Genomic DNA, 15,641 nt, shown 5'->3' on the forward strand with positions numbered 1-15,641 from the left:
TGTACCAAATTATGTAAATCACTGCTTTGAAAAATTTGCTTAGAGAATTAATACGAGCAGCTTTCTCGGATAAATAATAAAAGCCTGATAATTTAATCAGGCTTTTTTCCACTCATCATTTATATGACTTCTTTCCTCTTAAACAAATATGCATATAAAATAATTCCGGTTATTGCGCATAAGGCCGCACATAATCCAATGAAACCGTAGCCGGCTTGAAGTCCTCGAAACAGGCTCGTGGGCGAATCCGAACCAGCCAAGTGTTTGACGAGTTCCGTGATTCCGCCGATAAGGTAATTGCCTATCACGCTGCCTAATCCCATCAAGGTTACCGTGAAGGTGATAGCCGTATCGCTCCCCTTCGGGTATCTCTTCGCAATAAAAGCCATCACTGTCGGATAAATCATCGCAATCCCTATACCGGAAGCTGCAAAAAGGAAGGCAACATTTTCACCGCCGAATATAGCGATAAATGTACATAGGGCCGAAAATCCTGAGAAGATAATGAGCGAGACGACAAAACCTATCCGATCCGTTAGCGGACCCAGCAAGAGCCGGGCCAAGGCGAAGCATAGAAAGAAGACGGACAACATCCCGGATGCATTCACGGTATCCCAACCATAAGCTTTCTCTAGGAAATTAACGAGCCAGCCGCCAACGGCTAATTCAGATACAACACCGAACGTAAGAACCAGCACCATCAACCATATGACGCGGTCTTTCAGCAAAGTCTTGAATGGAATGCGATCTTCATGAGCAATGTCATCCCCCGGAAAGGTGCTAAACATAGCAATCACAATCGGGATAACGGATAAAAGCAACATCACCAGATACATCCCGCGCCAATCCAGGGTGTGGCCGCCAATCGTCACCTTCATCAGACCGGTTGCAATAAGCGGAGCTACCGTTGAGCTTAAGCCGTAAAAGCCATGCGTCATATTCATCATCATTCCCGTGTTTTTCACGAATATCCGGGCACTAAGAATGGCCAGGCCAATTTCCAGCATCCCGTTGCCGATATACATCAGGAAATATGAAGACGAGAAAAGCGGGTAATTTTGAGAGAAGAAAATGAGAATACCGGAAACGGCCATAGAGGCAAAGGCTGTCACGGTTACCCACTTAATCCCCCATTTTTTTGTCAAATAAGCTGTAAATGAACAGGCGATCAGATAACCGAGGGCGTTCAAGGATAACAATGTGCCAAGTTGTGATTCGCTTAACATAAAATCAAATTGAATGCGCGGTATTGCCGGTCCCTTAATATTTTCAGAGAACCCGAAGATGATGAATCCGATAAAAATGGTTGCCAACTGCAAGGCATATACTTTGTTGAACTTGCTTCTTCTTTTTTTCACTGTCTGCGTACCCCTAACTTGTTTTCTGTGCTACGTGACCTGCAGCCGGTAAGTGAGGCTTTCCAGAGTAGCGGTGACAAGACCCGTCATGTATTCCTGACGCGTATTGTTTCGAATCATAAGCTGCGGCATATGCTCCTCCGGAATATCCTTGATGCATTCCTTATAAAGGTCTTCAAGTTGTGACTCACGAGGTAACTCGCCGGTAATCGCTATCGTTACCGGGTTAATAATGGCGATGATCGAGGACAATGTCATAGCGGCCAACCGGATAAAGCCATCTTCTGTATGCAACTGCCGTAGCTGTTCCTCACGCGAAATGCCAAACGGTAAAAAGGATACCTCCCCGCTAAACGTCGTGTTCCCCGATATGATTCTCCCGTTTACGATAAAGCCTGCACCTGGAAAATGGTTCTTGGGAAACGTCACCACGGCAAACGATTTATCTTCATCGAAGTTTTGAAGATGGTAAAATCCGTACACGGTCATATTCATGTCGTTCTCGATCGTAATAGGAATTCCGAATTTTTCCTCCAAATAAGGTCCTAGCGGCTGTCCGGCTAATTCCGGAACATCGCATACCCCAATGACTCCCTGGTGAACGACGCCCGGAATCCCGACGCCAATGGCTTGAACATTCTGGTTGCCGTTGATGATTTCCTCAATCATTTGATCGATCATATCCCTGTCGATACGAGAGAGTTCGACCGTAGTCTCACTCATTGTCTCGCCAAGCAGGTTCACGATACTGTAGCTGATGGAATGTTTGCCGCCTTCCGTTCTAACAAGCAGACAGATAATACATCCGAAGTTTGCATTGTACTTATATTGTTTGGCTGGTCTGCCGCCATTCGACTCATCCGGTTCCAATTCGATGACTTCTCCGATAGCAAGCAGATCGTTAAGTATCGTTCCGCAGGTGGCAACACTAAGCTTGGTCAGGCCCGCAATGGACGCTTTGGTTGCTATCCCTTGCGACTTCAAGGCATTCTTAACCAGCTCAATATTCATCTTCTTAATCTGAACCGTGTTATTCGCGTAAGTTGACATTTCCACTCCTTATTAAAACACTTATTAAAATATATTTAATAAGTGAAGTATAAAGTTCGCTTTCCGTTTAGTCAACTAAAAAAAGTTACGTTAAAACTAAAAAATTTCTGCTCCTTAAAGCGAAAACGGGTAGCCAAGAACCCATGTTCTCGCCCCCCATTTTGCTCATTCCCGGCTATGAAATTCCCTTGATTTTTTTCAAATCCCCACTACATAGGATATCAAGATGATCAAAAATTTTAGGAGCAGGCCAATCCCACCATTTTATTTTGAGGAGATGATCGATGAGCTCGTCATCAAATCTTTTCTTAATAACTTTGCAGGGATTTCCGCCTGCAATATGGTAAGGAGGAACATCTTTTGCAACGACAGAATTGGCTGCGATGATTGCTCCATCCCCGATGTGCACACCAGGCATGACGGTGACATTTTGACCGATCCACACATCGTTTCCGATGACGGTGTCGCCTTTAAGAGGTAAGTCAGCAAGTGCCGGGGCCGATTTCTCCCAGCCATGGCCCATAATGTTAAATGGATAAGTCGTGACACTTCCCATTCTGTGGTTAGCCCCATTCATTACAAATTCTATGCCCTTTGCGATTGCGCAGAACTTGCCGATAATCAGCTTATCTCCAATAAATTCATAGTGATGCGTGACATGCTCTTCAAATTTATCAGCACCGTTTATGTCGTCATAATAGGTGTAGTCGCCGACAATAATATTTGGGCGTGTTACAACGTTTTTAATGAAGCATATACTTTTAATCGCTTCATTCGGGTAAATGGCAAGTGGATCAGGTCCAAATTGCATATGAAATTCCCTCCTTCGCAAAATCCATTGCATAAATTCAATTCACTAAAATTTTACATCACATAGTCATATCTCACATTAGAAAAATCAAATATAACTAAATATTCGGATGTAATTTACAATAGCTCGATATACCCCTCCGTTCCATTCACGCGAATTCGTTGGCCGTCCTTGATAAGTTTGGTAGCATGCTCAACGCCGACTACGGCCGGCAAGCCATATTCACGCGCAATAACGGCTCCATGGGTCATTAATCCTCCGACTTCGGTGACTAAGCCTTTTATGGAAACAAACAATGGCGTCCAGCTAGGATCCGTAAAGGAGGTGACTAATATATCCCCGTCTTCCAGATCAGCATCCTCCATGTTTAAAATGACACGCGCTCGCCCTTCTATGACTCCGGAAGAAACAGCGAGACCCGGAATGGCTTCGGCGGGGAGATGTTCCCGGTTGTACTTACCTGTAATGATTTCGCCGTCGGAAGTCATAACGCGAGGAGGAGTTAGTTTTTCATATAATTTGTACTCGTCTATTCGATCGCTGATGATCCGGTAATCCAATTGATGGGTGCGTACGACTTCATGAAGTTCCTCAAAAGTCAGATAGTAGATATCTTCTTTCTCACGAATGACGCCGGATTGCACAAGTCGCTCGGCTTCTTTCAGTAATGCCTGCTTATAAACGAAGTAGCGGCTAACGTAACCGTATTTGGGATACTCCCGATATCCAATGAAATTCCGGACGAGACCGATCATTCGTTTGGTTTCTTTAGCCTTTTGTTCGCCATCCGGCAATGCCTTCAAGCGATCCAATAGTTCTTGTTCTTTTGCCAAAGCTTCCTGCCGACCTTGTTCAAATTTCCGAGTCCCGGCATTCGGCTCAAAGTTTTTAATGTTGCCAAGAATCATCGGAACAAGCGTGATCGGTTTTTCGCTCCATCGCGTTCTCGTAATATCGATTTCTCCGCTACACCGCATGCCGTATTTGTCGAGAAAATCATGGATGGCGTCACGGGTTTCCTGCCCGCCTTTAAACTTAAGCAATCCATCCAAAAAGTCATCCTCTTTTGCATGTTCCAAATAAGCAATGACTTCCGGATAAGGGCGAATCACATCCGCAACATCCAATAACGCCAACCCCATTTCCGAAGTAATATTGTTCGGTACGGATTGAGAAAGCGTATCTGCTGCGTTTTTTTCGCCCAACCATTTGTACATATGCTCATTGATCCATGCCGAAGCCTCCATCGCCGTCATAAACACAGCCGTACTTTGCGGATCGAATAAAATCTTCTTTAGCTGCTGCTGGATATCTTCCAGGATAAAATCAAACAATTCCGATCCCGATTTTGCTTGGATGTTTTGTTTCAACTCCTCGATCGAGGTTTGACTTCGCTTCATCAAATCCGAAACGATCGTCGGGTCGTTCTCGAATTGTGCCGGCATATCCGCATTCCTTTTGCCCGGAACCGGTGCATTTTGATCAGTCTGTACCAATTTTATGAAATCTCGCTCTATTATGGTCATGAGTGCGCCTTTGATGAGCGGATCGGATTGGCCGATGTTATTGACCAAATTCTCTCTGCCGGCAGGTGAGGCCAGCATAGGCGCAACGTCGACAAACAATCTCCCGCCGGCTTTACGCATGGGCGCAGGAGTAATTAACAGGTAAAAAGACAATCCCAATGGTCTTATGGGATCAGTCATCATTTGTTGATGAGCAACGGATAGATAGACGTGATTTTCTTGATCCTTCGCTTCAGGGATCGGAAATAATGTCGTGATTGGCCGACTCTGAACAATATAAAAGGTATCGTCCGCCAAACACCATTCGATATCTTGCGGCTGGCCGAAATAGGCTTCGATCTGTCTTCCGATGCGAGACAAACTTATGATTTGTTGATCCGTAAGCGTTGGAGACGTTTGTAGCTCTGGATCCAACTGCCGGGTCTCTGTTCCGCCTTCTTTTCGTCCATAGATGGCCAGTTTCTTGGTTGCTATCCTTTTGTCGACGATTTCCCCTTCCTGTACCTTATAGCCGTCTGCAGTCACCAACCCGGAGACCAGCGCTTCTCCAAGTCCAAAACCGGCATCGATGGACAGCGACTTTCGGTTTCCGGTCATCGGATCGGCGGTAAATAATATACCGGATGCTTGCGGGAAAACCATCCTTTGTACGATCACGGATAAATAAACCTGGCTGTGGTCAAATCCGTTTTGCAACCGATAGATGACCGCCCGGTCCGTAAATAGAGAAGCCCAGCATTTGGCGATGTGCCGCAAGATGTCATCGACGCCGATGATATTTAAATAGGTGTCTTGTTGACCGGCAAAAGAGGCATGCGGCAAATCTTCGGCCGTCGCGCTGGAACGAACTGCATAGGCATGCTCCTCGCCAAGCCGTGAGAGCTGATGGGTAACTTCTTTCGCAACATCGGCAGGGATTTCCGCTTCCCAAAAGGTTTGCCTGATCTTTCTGCTGATTTCTGCGATTTGATCCCGATCTTCCGGTTTTAACAGGGTTAGTCGATTCAGCAAAGCATGATATGATTCGTTCTGTTCGATGGCTTTTTGGTATCCCAACGTTGTAACACAAAAACCTTCCGGTATTTGTATTCCTTGAATTTTTGTTAATTCCCCTAGATTAAAGCCTTTGCCGCCGACGAGTGAATGCTGCGTTTTTTCGATTTCCTGGAAGCCAAGAACCAACGAACTCATTCAACATCTCTCCTAACCATTAAATTGAGAAAAACAGTTGACAACAGTTTACCGGCATGGTAAGATAAAGATGTAAGATAGATAAATTGTGTCTATGCACGCTAATTTAGCCGTCTACCGATTATATCATCGTTTCTTTTCGTATGCAATTACAAAAAACCTGGCCTAAGCGCCAGGTTTTTTTTGATTTTCCCTCGGTTATGAATCCATCCCGGGATCCGGGCATATTTCGTGAATTTTAGCTATGAGATCCTCTGCGTTGGAATGGAATATTTGGTTGTCGTCCGTCCAAGTTGATTTCAGAAAATAAGAAGCATGAAAACGCCAGCCTTGATGTCCGGGGTTGAAATCCATTTGAACTACCCGTCCAGGCTTACCTTGGAAAACCCGCGAGCCGGGCCTGCGCCAGCTGCCGATCCGGATGATCCTGTCCGGGCTCTGACCTGTAATATAGGTAAACCGCTTATTGTACGGAATCTCCTTTAAATAAAACTTAGGGCTCCCCACGGCAAATGCTTGAACTTCTTGAAAGCCGTAAATCTTATCCAAAAGAAGCCCTGTTCTGTACGCAATAACTCCCCCTGCGCTATGGCCGATCAGGATGAGTTGCTTGGAGGCTGCTCCCTGCTCACGGATCATATTCGTTATGGTACCTACCCGCCGAGACTATCCATGGGCCAGATCATAGCCGGCTTCAACAAGTTGGCGCGCAAGCAGACGGGTTAACGAGTATTTGTTCGTACCATCCGCCATTCCATAAGGAAAGATCATCATCACTTTGACAGGAGGATAATATCTTTTGGCTATTTCTTTGGCTGCGTCTTCAAAATTGTTGCGATATGTCAATACGCCGGCAATAAAACACACCAACGTTTGATAGTTGTTCATACAAGTGCTGTTCGAGGAAACAAAAGCTTCGATCATATTTTTCTCCCCTTAATCCTTCTACGTCCGAATCCCATCAGATCCTCGACATATAAAATACACTTTTGATTCGGGAATTTCCAGCGGACACAAGCGGCATGATACAATATCAGCGAAGCTGTATGCAGTAAATCATTTATAGAGAGGACCGGTTTCATTCATGGAGCACCAACAAAACGAATACAAATATGTACAGCAGCACCTTGCCAATGAGCGGACGTTTCTCGCGTGGATTCGGACGGCCATCAGTGTGATCGGATTGGGGTTTTTGGCGGCAGGCGTCGTCTTTCGTACGACCACTTTCGAGCATTATGGGCATGTCGTTGCCGCAATTACGGGAATCGGGGCGGTCGTCATCGGTTGTACGATAATATATATGGCAACAATCAATTATCGAAAAAAGCAACGGGGCATTAATGCGGAGATCTTTCAATCTCCAAAAATAATTATCTGGTTTTCAGCGGTGGGAATGGCGTTGTTATCGATCTTTTTGTTGATTTTGGTGGTTTTGCTATTGTTTTATTAATAAAATGAGGACCCAAGCCATTGGGCCTGGATCCTGTCCGATTTAGTTCCCGATTTCATTTTATCGAGCCGATAGTTCACTCTCTGTTACCCATTTATGATTTTTTACTTGTTCCCCGTCGGTTGTCGATGTGTAATCGACCATGGAAACCGTGGTTTGCTGGGCGGAATCAATGACTGCTTTTGCGCCCATCATTCCTTCCATATGGTCCGCTTCTACGATCACTTCATCCCCCGGTCGGTAAGGTTTATCCCCGGCATCTTTAATTTCTTCGTGTATAATCCACTTGTGATTCGTTACCTTTTCTCCACCCGTTGTCGGTGTGTATGAAATGGTATAAACGGTAGTATCAAACGCCCCGACAATGCGTGCTTCCGCTCCATTCATTCCCTCCATGTGATCGGAGTTCATGATCGCTTTGCTTCCCGGTTTAAATTTTGGATCCGCTGCCTCCCTCAATCCTTTCGGCAGTTCGCCGGAGCTTGAATGATTCATGTGATCCATATGATCCATACTTTCTTGGTTTGACTTTTCTCCCTTGGTACAAGCAGCCGATAGTGCGGCAAGTAGCAAAACAAGAAAAAGAGTTAACATCTTCCGCTTCATATTCATCACCCCATTTAGAAAGTTACATACTGGAACAGGCTTGCAATTTAAAATTTACTATACCCCTGTACCCTATGTCAAATTGTGAGGATCTGTCCACGAAGCGTTAACGAAGAAATCAGTTGAATTCTTGCTTCAAACGTTCCAATTGCATAAGGTGATGCCGATAGTGCATTTCAATGAGCATGAACCATTCCACGGCGTTTAGGGCACCGAATGCCGGATGAATAATTTTGTTCCGTTCGGAAGCTTGGCTCAAAGCAGGTTCTATTTGTTGCATCCGTAGCAACACGCTTCGAAGACCATCCGAAAGCTGTTCTTTACTCTCGGGCTGCTGCGGGGTATATTGCGGTGAGGCGGGAACACGGACCCGAACCGGGGGAAAGCTTCCATTTTCAAAGGTTAACTTGCCCCGATCGGTTTTTTCTTGTTCAGTGCTTAAAGCTTCCGCTTTACCTGCCAAACAATGGTCAACATTTTGCAGATGAAGGAATTGTGCCGATTGAATCAGGTGCAAATACATTTGTCCGATAGACCATTCCTCCTCATTCGTTTTTTTAAGCAGGTGTTCCATCTCGAAATTTTCCAGCTCGTTCAAATAATACGCCACCGTCTTTTCAAACCGTTGAAGTGTTTCCGTTGTCGTTTTCATCAATATACAACTCCTCTTTTGTTTAAACTCACCTCCTTATTTTAGAAAAACGCTGCTGACAACAGTGTGTCAGTAGCGTTTTAATATTTTTTCAGCTTCTGAACGAATTCGGTTGCGAAAAGACTCCGGCTCGAGCACTTCGACACCTCCGCCCCAGCCCAGGACTTGCGGCAGCAGTTCCTCTACGTTCCGGACGCGAAAAGTAACGTACAGCCCGTCCTTCCGTTCCTCCGTTGCTTCCAAATAAAAATTGCCGGTCTCGGTGATTTTGTCGGCAATATCGGGATTGACCCGAGCCAAAATCAGGACATGACGGTCGTCCGGCGGACGGTAATGGTTCAGGTTAAATCCGTGGGGCAAGGAAAAACGCTCATCCAATACGGCTAAGTCCTCCATCCGTGACAATCGAAAATGACGAATACTTTGCCTCAGGTCGCAATGTGCGATTAAAATCCAACTTCCTTGAACGAGTGCCAGTCCATATGGAATAACCTCTCTTCTGCTCTTCCGGTTCCCGTCGAATTCCGGTATTTTCTTCAGATATGAAAAGCGTAGTTTTCGCCGATCCAAAATAGCGTTCCGGACTTGCCTCAGATAGTCCTTTTCCTTCCCGCTTGTACCAGGTTCCCGGAAATGAAGAAGACGCATCGTTTCCCGTATGCGTGCCGAATCGCTTCTAATCCGTTCCGGCAAAACAGCATCAATTTTGCGGCTCGCTGCCTTGGATGCGTTGCCGTATTCGGCATCCAGCCTTTGTCCGATAAAATCCGCTCCCATCAGGAGAGCCACGGCTTCTTCAGCCGTAAATTGAACCGGCGGCAGGAAATATCCATCCATCAGAGAATATCCCTGCCCGGGAGCGCCGACGATCGGAATGCCCGCTTCACAGAGAGCTTGGATATCCCGGTAGATCGTCCTAACGCTAGTTTCAAATTGAGCGGCCAAGTCCTCCGCACGGATCACCTTGTGCCGCTGCAGTTCAAGCGTAATGGCCAGATGGCGTTCGGTCTTATTCATTCTACTCCTCCATGACACCCGATTTAATCTTATAAAAAATGCTCCCCTTACAGTATCAGGCTTAATATCTTGCCTGTCTACCTTAAGGGGAGCTTGAAATTATTGAGCCGAAACCTCGATACGATCGATATTCGGGCCTTCAGTACCGGTAGTGACCACTTTTAATGTGTTGGTTCCGCTGTTCATCGGTACCTGGATCGTTTTCTCTCCCCAGGTTCCCCAACCGCCGGTTGCCGTAAAGGAAGCATTGCTGATTACTTTCGTGCCGTTCACATAGACGTCGAGGTTTCTTGTGCCGCTCTGAAGCGCGTACCTGAACTTCACATTTTTGGTGCCTGTCACTGAACAGATAATGTTGTTCCATTGAATCGCCGCACCGTTCGATGCGTTAAAGTTGACGAATCCCGTACCGCTATAACCGGAATAGCTGTTTTCCACAGCAGCGCTGGTCAATGTGGTACCCGTTTCCGCTTCATAAACGGTAGTGCTGCTGGGGTTGCCGTTACCCAATTCAGCTACAAATGTCGTGACGCTTTGAGCGGGAAGCTGTGCCGAAAACGAATTCCCTGTCACATTGACGGCAGCCCCGGCCGCCATATTCCGGGTGCTATCCGTTACCCAAGAGGAAACCGTCGATGCCGTACCGTTTTGCAGAACAAAGTTTTGGCTAACTGCCGAGGTTCCTTTGTTAATGGCAACGATAACGACCTTGTTGTCGCCCTTATAGGCGGAGGCGTAAACGTTCGTATTCGGATTCTTCGTTGCATCCACCCTTACATAGCCGGGACGGACAAATTTCGAAAAATGAGCCATATTGTAACCGCGCTTGCTTATCGTACCGTCGTCTTTCATAGGTCCGTAATGCCTGCGGATATACCACCATACATAAGCCTGAAAATCACCCTCTACCATTGCATTGTGGATATGATAGGAAACATCCAATGCTTCGGGCCAGCTATCCGCCGAGTTCGTATTGCTGTTCGGGTAGTATACTTCCGTCATCCAAAGGTCTTTTCCCGTCCCTTTTTCTTTGAACAAAGGATAAGCGAAATTGCTAAACGAAGTGCCGTATAAATGGGCGCCGAGAATATCCATGTTGGCCAGTGCCTGGGGATCGTTCAAGATAGGGTCCGACATGTTTTTCAAATATTGAAAAGATTCCGGCGCGATGACCCGTGTATTAATCGATCCGGCATTTTCTTTCATAAAGCGAAGCATTTCCTGCGGAGTCCACCATGTCCATTCATGAGCGTAATCGGGCTCATTTTGGACGGAAATCGCGTAAAGATCCACGCCGTTATTCTTCATGTAGGTTACAAAGTCGTTTAGATGCTGCGCATACGCTTCATATTTATCATATTTGAGCCGTTTTGCCGAGGTATCGCCATTGCGGTTAAATGTCTCCACCATATCGCTTGGAGGATTCCATGGGGAAGCAAAAACGATGGCTCCGAGTTCGATGGCTCGTTTGGCGGTTTCCACCTCTTGGTACCAATTGTCCGGGTTTTCGTCCACATGAATTCTTAAAATCGAAAAACCTAACTGGTTCGCCCCGTTTCCAAAAGCCGTTTCTCTTTGGGCCGCCGTTAAATCCCCGATCCAAATCGGGAAGTTGATGCCTCCAAAACCGCGAATCACTTGTTTTTCCGACGATAGATTCACGGTGACGTCGCTTGCCGCCGAGACTTTTGCGGGCGCCGGCATGACAATCATCAGCGGCAACGCTAAAAGAAGAGCTAATAATGCACAAATTGATTTTTGAATACGCAACATCATTTTCCCATCTCCTTATAACATAATGAGTCATCATTAAAAGAGGCAGAAATTGCATTTGCATAAGTTCATCAACATTTTACCCTGGACGTCCGGCTCGCCCTTTTGTAGAATTATCTTTAAAACTATTTTAAAATCTTCCAAAACCGTACCTTTAATCCTATGAATATGGAAACGCTTGCAAAAATATCCTGCATGCTAGGATGATTCCATTTTAAAATATTCAAAGCTTATCTTCTTTGCATCGTTTGCCGAATCTATTGCGCTAAAATACCAGGGGGGTACGAAATGATCACACCTTCTGAATTTATATACGATCCGATTCAAAGCGAGCTCCTTTATCTTCATCGAACAACGGCCTGCCGAATCGAAACCTACTATCACAGACATGACGCTTACGAGATTTACTTATTTCTTCGCGGGAATGTCAACTATTATATTGAAAATCGATGCTATCATTTGGAACCTGGCGATTTGCTTCTCATCAACCCGGAAGAGATGCACCGCTATTTTAGCCTCGATGATTCGGAATATGAACGCATTACGATCAACCTTAAAAAGTCTTATATCCAGCGTTTGTCTACACCGGCGACGAATTTATCGGCCTGCTTTGATTTCCGGCCCAAAGGAAAAGGCAATATCATGCATCTGTCCGAAGAACAGTTAAAACAGGTGCTACAGATAGCCGGAAATCTGGAGGAACTTCTCGCATCGGATGCATACGGAACGGATGTCAAAATCAATACGAATGTAGCGCAGTTACTGGTCTTGACGAATCTCGTTTTCCAGATTACCACCTTTATCCCAACGGACATCATGCCCAAACTGGTACGGAATACGATGGATTATATAGAATCCCGCTTGTCTCAGGAAATCACGCTTCAAGATCTGGAAGCAGCCTTTTATATGAACAGCATTTATATTAGCCGTCAGTTCAAAAAACATACGGGCCTGACTCTTCGTACATACATTCTTGGCCGTAGGGTCGCCTTGGCTGAATACTATCTCCGCGAAGGGGCTAGCATCACGGAGGCATGCTATAATTCCGGATTTAACGACTATGCGAATTTTATTCGAAGCTTCACCAAGGTTACCGGAATGACCCCCGGTAAATTTGTAAAGCAAGTCAGAACGTCGAATGATACATGAAAAACTAAAAACGAACTGCGTCTGCAGTTCGTTTTTTGTACTGTTTTTTAACCGATTAACTTCAACCCCACAGCAGAACCGAGCACCATGGCGATGAACAAAATTCTCAGCATATTTTTCGGCTCCCCGTAAAATATCATTCCGAGAATGGCTCCGCCGGACGCGCCTATCCCTGTCCATACTGCATATGCGGTTCCCATCGGGAGGGTTTTCATGGCCAAGGACAAAAATAAAAAGCTTAGGCCGAATCCCGCAAATAAAAGAAGGAATGAAGTGAAGTTACGGTCTTTGTTCAATTTATTTATCGAAAGAACTCCGAGCATTTCAAAGATACCGGCTAAAATAAGATATACCCAATCCATCGCTTAAGCCGCCTCCTCTTGTTTCTCTTTGCTTAGCATTTTCAGTCCGATCACACCCAGTAACAAAGTGCCGATCAGCACCATTTTGCCTGCTTGAACCGGTGCGCCAAACAAAACGATATCCGCTAATACGGTGCCGGCCGTACCCAAGCCGACAAAAACAGCATAGACCGTACCTACGGGAAGGGAGCGGGAAGCCAAAATCATCAATGTAAAACTTACGATAATAGCAATCACCGTTGCTCCCCATTCCAATATCCCATTGGCATGCTTCAATCCAATGACCCACCCCACCTCAAAAAATGCGGCGATAATTACCGACAACCAGGTTTTGTTCATTTCTTATCCCACTCCTCTATAAATTTGCGCTGCACTTAGCATTTCCAAATGCAGCAAAATAAAAAAGCCCGGGAAACAAACTGCGTTCGCAGTTTATCTCCCAGGCTTTTATCCCTCCGTGACACAACCTATCGGTTGCGAGTTATCTCTCGGACCAGCCGATCTTGATCGCGGAACCCTAGATAACATTTTAACTATGATCCTAAATTATACACAAATTTAATTCAATTTCAACCCTTATACTTAGAGTGTTTTAGTCATGATGAAATCCGTTTGTTCTTCGTCCCCCATATAAAAAGAGTGGCTCCCCGTTTGAACGAATCCCATTTTTTTATAAAAAGCAACCGCGTTTTCGTTTTTTTCCCAAACCCCAAGCCAGATTTTTCGTTTATGTCGTTCCAATGCTATTTCTAAGGCCTTGTTGATTAAGTATTTGCCCAGCCCCTGTTTGTGATGCGCTTTCCTTATATAAATTCGCTCGATTTCAAGCGACGCGTTCCCCATGTTTTCGGATTGTGCCTCATCGGTATTCACCTTCAAATAACCGGCAATCTCTTCATTGGAATATACAAAATGGAACTCCGTAGAGACATTAGACAATTCTTTCTCCAATTGGGCTAAGTTAAAGGCCCGATCCAGGTAAGCTTTCATATTTTCGGGAGAATTTTGATTCTTAAACGTATCATGGAATGTTTCAATGCTGATTTCTTGAAGTTTCGCCAGATCTTCTATCGTGCACTTTTTTAAAGTTATATTCATGTTGATTATTCCCCTTCTCTCTCCTTCTCAAAAATCAGTAATTCCGCTTGTTTCCTTTTTTTACGTACACCCAGTCTTTTTCTACGTTTTTTCTGACCCTTTGCAGCAGTTGGAAGATGGTATCCACTTCACTTTCGGAAAATCCGGATAACGCAACCTTATTGGAATAATCGTTCTCCCTTTTTATAAAAGGGTAAACATCCTTTCCTTTCTCCGTAGGGAACAGTTTTTTTATTTTGTGGTTGTCCGGATCGTCGTTTTTTTCAATAAATCCGCTGGCCTCAAGCTTCTTTATCGCACGAGCGGCTGTCGTTCGGTCTACCTTTATCATTTCAGCCAACTTTTCTTGAATGATTCCCGGATTTTCACATATTCGCACGAGGTACAAGTACTGACCTTTCGTAAGGTCAACTTGTTTAAATTCTATATTGCTTATCGAGTCCAATGATCTTGCGATCATTCCGATTTCACGAAGTACTTCCTTCATATTTCAACTCCGCTATAATTTGATTTTCAATCGAGATAAGAAAATATTACATCGTTAATGTTGTAAATGCAACATTATAGTGTATTTCTGTATAAACTCCTCTAGCTATCTAAAGGTCAAAAAGTAAAATGACCATCCTATGTAGGATGGCCATCATCAGGTAAAGAATTAAGAAAGTGGAACTCTAAAGCGGATTTGCCTGTGATTGTTTTTTATTCGACGGCGCAAACCAACCGATTAGGGCGATTGCAACCAAGACTACATAGAAGACAAGCGTCCACCCGGTGCTATGAGGAAAATGATGATCCAACACACCGATATCTTCATGGGCCAAGGTAATGACTGCGAGCTTGACGCCGACCCATGCTACGATGGCATATGCCGTAGTCTCCAGCGCTGGCCGCTGCGCAAGCAGCTTTACAAACCATGTGGCCGCAAATTTGATCAGGACGAGCCCGGCAATTCCGCCAAGTACGACAACCAGGAATTGTCCTCCATCCATACCGCCGAAATCCCGAAGCGGGGAATCCGGGAGTCCTAGTGCCAGAGCCACTGCCGCAAGAATGGAATCAATCGCAAAGGCAAGGTCCGCAATTGCAATTTTCCCTACGGTCGGCCAGAAGCTTTTTCCGGCAGCGTCTTCCTTGATGTCCTCGCGATTGTTTTTGTTTTCCTTGCCGAAACGCGCTTTGATGATGTGCTTTAACCCTAGGTAAAGAAGATAGGCAGCCCCGACCGCCTGAATTTGCCAGACGTTTGCGATAAACGAAATTGCAAACAGTGCTGCGAAACGAAAAACAAAAGCCAGAATAATTCCATAATTAATGGCTTTTTTCTTCTGATTCTCCGGCAAGTGTTTCGCGATAACCGCAAGAACCAGCGCATTATCCGCAGAAAGTAAGCCTTCCAATCCAATGAGAATCAGTAATGCCCATGCATACTCCAACCAAATGGATTCCAACAGTAATTCCCCTCTCTATGATCTGACTGTTCATGCCAAACTTTTTTACTTTCCCCCTCAAGTTTCGTTTGAAGCTTTTCCGGTCTTGATTGCACCGTTACTTACTTCGTTATTTACGTTGTCAAGTTATATCTCGTTTCATTCAATAAA

At 45.2% G+C, this 15,641-nt stretch carries 17 protein-coding genes and 1 riboswitch; of the genes, 2 read left to right on the forward strand and 15 right to left on the reverse strand.

Translation table 11 applies throughout. The features are described from left to right. Positions 1 to 119: 119 nt before the first annotated feature. The 6 genes from ACSFXJ_RS13040 to ACSFXJ_RS13065 form a co-directional block, all read right to left on the reverse strand. Positions 120 to 1,358, reverse strand: a complete 1,239-nt coding sequence (locus tag ACSFXJ_RS13040; RefSeq protein WP_435920788.1) for an MFS transporter — start codon at positions 1,356 to 1,358, stop codon at positions 120 to 122. Positions 1,359 to 1,388: 30 nt separating this feature from the next. Continuing rightward, positions 1,389 to 2,408 carry an ROK family protein gene (locus ACSFXJ_RS13045; protein WP_435920789.1) on the reverse strand — a complete coding sequence of 340 codons (1,020 nt, stop codon included), beginning with the start codon at positions 2,406 to 2,408 and terminating at the stop codon, positions 1,389 to 1,391. A 175-nt stretch (positions 2,409 to 2,583) separates the two neighbouring features. Beyond that, positions 2,584 to 3,219: a Vat family streptogramin A O-acetyltransferase gene (locus tag ACSFXJ_RS13050; protein WP_435920790.1), complete on the reverse strand. Its 636-nt coding sequence runs from the start codon at positions 3,217 to 3,219 to the stop codon at positions 2,584 to 2,586. Between the two features lie 116 nt (positions 3,220 to 3,335). Next, positions 3,336 to 5,936, reverse strand: a complete 2,601-nt coding sequence (gene ppsA, locus ACSFXJ_RS13055; protein ID WP_435920791.1) for a phosphoenolpyruvate synthase — start codon at positions 5,934 to 5,936, stop codon at positions 3,336 to 3,338. A gap of 198 nt (positions 5,937 to 6,134) precedes the next feature. Next, positions 6,135 to 6,575 (reverse strand): hypothetical protein, encoded by a 441-nt coding sequence (locus tag ACSFXJ_RS13060; protein ID WP_435920792.1) that lies wholly within the window; start codon positions 6,573 to 6,575, stop codon positions 6,135 to 6,137. Between the two features lie 27 nt (positions 6,576 to 6,602). Further along, positions 6,603 to 6,860, reverse strand: coding sequence for a hypothetical protein (locus ACSFXJ_RS13065; RefSeq protein WP_435920793.1), 258 nt, complete (start codon positions 6,858 to 6,860; stop codon positions 6,603 to 6,605). Between the two features lie 160 nt (positions 6,861 to 7,020). On the opposite strand from ACSFXJ_RS13065, the gene ACSFXJ_RS13070 reads away from it, so the two are divergent. Further along, positions 7,021 to 7,386: a YidH family protein gene (locus ACSFXJ_RS13070; RefSeq protein WP_435920794.1), complete on the forward strand. Its 366-nt coding sequence runs from the start codon at positions 7,021 to 7,023 to the stop codon at positions 7,384 to 7,386. A 60-nt stretch (positions 7,387 to 7,446) separates the two neighbouring features. Here ACSFXJ_RS13070 and ACSFXJ_RS13075 read toward each other — a convergent pair whose 3' ends face one another. The 4 genes from ACSFXJ_RS13075 to ACSFXJ_RS13090 all read right to left on the reverse strand — a co-directional run bounded on the left by ACSFXJ_RS13075 (position 7,447) and on the right by ACSFXJ_RS13090 (position 11,437). Beyond that, positions 7,447 to 7,980 carry a YdhK family protein gene (locus ACSFXJ_RS13075; RefSeq protein WP_435925755.1) on the reverse strand — a complete coding sequence of 178 codons (534 nt, stop codon included), beginning with the start codon at positions 7,978 to 7,980 and terminating at the stop codon, positions 7,447 to 7,449. Between the two features lie 130 nt (positions 7,981 to 8,110). Then, the gene (locus ACSFXJ_RS13080) at positions 8,111 to 8,644 is read right to left on the reverse strand and encodes a DinB family protein (protein WP_435920795.1); all 534 of its coding nucleotides are present in this window, start codon (positions 8,642 to 8,644) and stop codon (positions 8,111 to 8,113) included. A gap of 69 nt (positions 8,645 to 8,713) precedes the next feature. Beyond that, entirely contained in the window at positions 8,714 to 9,661 is a 948-nt protein-coding gene (locus ACSFXJ_RS13085) for a helix-turn-helix transcriptional regulator (protein WP_435920796.1), read from the reverse strand. 99 nt (positions 9,662 to 9,760) lie between these two features. After that, a complete protein-coding gene (locus ACSFXJ_RS13090) occupies positions 9,761 to 11,437 on the reverse strand; it encodes a carbohydrate-binding protein (RefSeq protein ID WP_435920797.1) in 1,677 nt (558 codons plus the stop codon). Positions 11,438 to 11,722: 285 nt separating this feature from the next. Between ACSFXJ_RS13090 and ACSFXJ_RS13095 the strand changes: the two genes are divergently transcribed. Further along, positions 11,723 to 12,583 (forward strand): AraC family transcriptional regulator, encoded by an 861-nt coding sequence (locus ACSFXJ_RS13095; protein ID WP_435920798.1) that lies wholly within the window; start codon positions 11,723 to 11,725, stop codon positions 12,581 to 12,583. 47 nt (positions 12,584 to 12,630) lie between these two features. Here ACSFXJ_RS13095 and ACSFXJ_RS13100 read toward each other — a convergent pair whose 3' ends face one another. From ACSFXJ_RS13100 to ACSFXJ_RS13120, 5 genes are all read right to left on the reverse strand, one after another. Beyond that, positions 12,631 to 12,945, reverse strand: a complete 315-nt coding sequence (locus ACSFXJ_RS13100; protein ID WP_435920799.1) for a DMT family transporter — start codon at positions 12,943 to 12,945, stop codon at positions 12,631 to 12,633. 3 nt (positions 12,946 to 12,948) lie between these two features. After that, a complete protein-coding gene (locus ACSFXJ_RS13105) occupies positions 12,949 to 13,284 on the reverse strand; it encodes a DMT family transporter (protein ID WP_435920800.1) in 336 nt (111 codons plus the stop codon). A gap of 95 nt (positions 13,285 to 13,379) precedes the next feature. Continuing rightward, a riboswitch (guanidine-I (ykkC/yxkD leader) is annotated at positions 13,380 to 13,477 on the reverse strand. Positions 13,478 to 13,527: 50 nt separating this feature from the next. Next, on the reverse strand, positions 13,528 to 14,043 hold the full coding sequence (locus ACSFXJ_RS13110) for a GNAT family N-acetyltransferase (RefSeq protein ID WP_435920801.1): 516 nt from the start codon (positions 14,041 to 14,043) through the stop codon (positions 13,528 to 13,530). A gap of 34 nt (positions 14,044 to 14,077) precedes the next feature. Beyond that, positions 14,078 to 14,530 carry a MarR family winged helix-turn-helix transcriptional regulator gene (locus ACSFXJ_RS13115; protein ID WP_435920802.1) on the reverse strand — a complete coding sequence of 151 codons (453 nt, stop codon included), beginning with the start codon at positions 14,528 to 14,530 and terminating at the stop codon, positions 14,078 to 14,080. Between the two features lie 184 nt (positions 14,531 to 14,714). Next, positions 14,715 to 15,491: a TerC family protein gene (locus tag ACSFXJ_RS13120; RefSeq protein ID WP_435920803.1), complete on the reverse strand. Its 777-nt coding sequence runs from the start codon at positions 15,489 to 15,491 to the stop codon at positions 14,715 to 14,717. Between the last annotated feature and the right edge of the window lie 150 nt (positions 15,492 to 15,641).

This window comes from Paenibacillus salivarius (assembly GCF_051307165.1).
GTDB lineage: Bacteria > Bacillota > Bacilli > Paenibacillales > Paenibacillaceae > Fontibacillus.